Here is a 2,302-nt window from a genome sequence, read left to right as displayed (position 1 = left end):
TCCGACTCAGAGTGGGCCGTAGCGCTGTCTGAGTTCGCGCAGAACCTCAGACGGAGCGGAATGCGACGACGGCGTTGTGACCGCCGAAGCCGAACGAGTTCGTGATCGCCGCGATATCGCCGGAAGGCAGATCCGCAGGAGCGTCACGGACGATGTTGATCCCCTTGACCTTCGGGTCGACCTCATCGATGTTGATGGTCGGGGGAGCGGTGCGAGTCTGCAGCGCCTTGACAGTGAGGATCGCCTCGACGGCACCGGTACCGCCGAGCAGGTGGCCGGTCATCGACTTCGTGGCCGAGACGAGGGCGTCGGAGACGTTGTCGCCGAGGAGTTCGCTGATGGCCAGCGATTCGGGGATGTCTCCGACCGGAGTCGACGTGGCGTGTGCGTTGACATGCTTGATCTCGGAAGCGGTCAGCCCACCGGCATCAAGCGCCTGCTGCATGGCGGCCAGGGCGTGCTTGCCCTCGGGCTCTCCGCCGGTGATGTGATAGGCATCGTTCGAGATTCCCCAGCTGGCCACCTCGGCGTAGATCTTCGCACCACGAGCCTTCGCATGCTCCTCGGTCTCGAGGATGAGCGTGCCCGCACCTTCGCCCATGACGAATCCGTCACGGTCGACGTCGTAGGGACGCGAAGCGGTCTCGGGAGAATCGGTGCGACGTGACAGCGCCTGCATCGAATTGAAGGAGGCGAGCGTGATCGGATGGATTGCGGCTTCGGAACCACCGGCGATGATGATGTCGGCCTTGCCCGAAGCGAGGACGTCATAGGCGTGACCGAGGCTCTCGGTCGATGAGGCGCAGGCGGAGACCAGCGTCTGCACTCCAGCGCGAGCCTTGAACTCCATCCCGATGGCGGCCGCGGGGCCGTTGGGCATGAGCATGGGCACGGTCAGGGGCATGACCCGACGCGGGCCCTCCTCCTGCAGAGTGTCCCAGGCGTCGAGCAGAGTCCACACTCCGCCGATCCCGGTCGCCCAGGAGACGGCGGTGCGTTCCGGGTCGGTCTCCTCGAGGCCGGCGTCAGCCATGGCTTCACGAGCAGAGATGAGGGCGAACTGGCTCGACGGATCGAGGCGTTTGGCCTGGACCCTTTTGAGATTGTCGGGCACGACCTGTGGGTCGACCTGCGCGGCGAAGTCCACGGCGAGGCCGTACTTCTCCGACCAATCGTTGTCCATTGTGTGGACGCCGGACTGACCGGCCAGAATGGCTTCCCAAGTGGCATCGACAGTCGCGCCCAAGGGGGTTACCGCACCGATTCCGGTGACGACAACTTTAGATGTCATGGTACAAACCTCGTCGATAGTGTGGACACGGCCCGTCTGTGGACGGGCCGTGTTCGGCTGCTGTGTCTCAGGCTTCCTGAGCCTTGTTGATGTAGTCGACAGCGTCCTGAACGGTGACGAGATCCTTGACGTCGTCATCCGGGATCTTCACGCCGAACTTCTTCTCAGCGTTGACGACGATGGTCATCATCGAGATGGAGTCGATGTCGAGGTCATCGGTGAACGACTTGTCGGCTTCGACTGCTTCGACAGCCAGGCCGGTCTCTTCGTTGACGATCTCTGCCAGCCCAGCGAGGACTTCAGCTTCGGTGAATGCCATTTCTTTCCTACTTTCTGATTTCGGTCGAGGGTTTGTCGACCGTGTGAGGAACTTTTCGACGAGTGTCCCGCCGAATATCTTAGGACATTCACGGAGAGTTTTCCGTGAATGGGTGTGTCTCAGGGCAGGCGCACGACCTGAGCACCGTAGACGAGTCCGGCGCCGAAGCCCATCTGCAGGGCGAGACCGCCGCTGAGCTCGGGCTGTTCGCGCAGGAGCCGCTCGGTGGCCAGCGGGATCGACGCCGCTGAGGTGTTCCCGTTGTCGGCGATATCACGTGCGATCACGACGGACTCGGGAAGCTTCAGCTGCTTGGCGAGTTCATCGATGATGCGCATATTCGCCTGGTGCGGGATGAATGCAGCGAGATCCTCGGCTTCGATCCCGGAAGCGGCGAGAGCCTCCTTGGCCACCTCGGCGCCGTCCCACACGGCCCAGCGGAAGACGGTCGGCCCGTCCTGGCGCAGGGTCGGGAAGGGCAGTTCGCGGTCGTCGCGGATGTCGTAGAGCGAATCCGTCATCCGGATGGTCGACCAGTTCTCGCCCTTCGAACCCCACACCGTCTTCGAGATGCCGGGTTCGTCGGAGGAGGACACGACGACTGCACCGGCTCCATCGCCGAGGATGAACGAAATCGAGCGGTCTTCGGGGTCGATGACCTCGGAGAGCTTCTCCGCACCGATGACGAGGAC

General features: G+C 63.1%; 3 protein-coding genes. All 3 read right to left on the bottom strand.

Annotated elements, in window-relative coordinates:
* Positions 1 to 46: 46 nt before the first annotated feature.
* On the bottom strand, positions 47 to 1,291 hold the full coding sequence (locus AD89_RS0100995) for a beta-ketoacyl-[acyl-carrier-protein] synthase family protein (RefSeq protein WP_025776744.1): 1,245 nt from the start codon (positions 1,289 to 1,291) through the stop codon (positions 47 to 49).
* A gap of 67 nt (positions 1,292 to 1,358) precedes the next feature.
* Positions 1,359 to 1,610, bottom strand: a complete 252-nt coding sequence (locus AD89_RS0100990) for an acyl carrier protein (protein WP_025776743.1) — start codon at positions 1,608 to 1,610, stop codon at positions 1,359 to 1,361.
* A 119-nt stretch (positions 1,611 to 1,729) separates the two neighbouring features.
* On the bottom strand, positions 1,730 to 2,302 hold a 573-nt coding region (locus AD89_RS0100985), incomplete at its 5' end, for a 3-oxoacyl-[acyl-carrier-protein] synthase III C-terminal domain-containing protein (protein WP_025776742.1).

Origin of the sequence: Brevibacterium sp. VCM10, from assembly GCF_000583215.1 — a bacterium.
GTDB lineage: Bacteria > Actinomycetota > Actinomycetes > Actinomycetales > Brevibacteriaceae > Brevibacterium > Brevibacterium linens.
Note: the sequence above shows the minus strand (reverse complement) of the source record. Positions and strands in the feature narration are given on the sequence as shown.

Bases quoted from the DNA above. Each gene is read 5' to 3' on its own strand.
- AD89_RS0100990 (WP_025776743.1), bottom strand. From the start codon at position 1,610: ATGGCATTCACCGAAGCTGAAGTCCTCGCTGGGCTGGCAGAGATCGTC.
- AD89_RS0100995 (WP_025776744.1), bottom strand. From the start codon at position 1,291: ATGACATCTAAAGTTGTCGTCACCGGAATCGGTGCGGTAACCCCCTTG.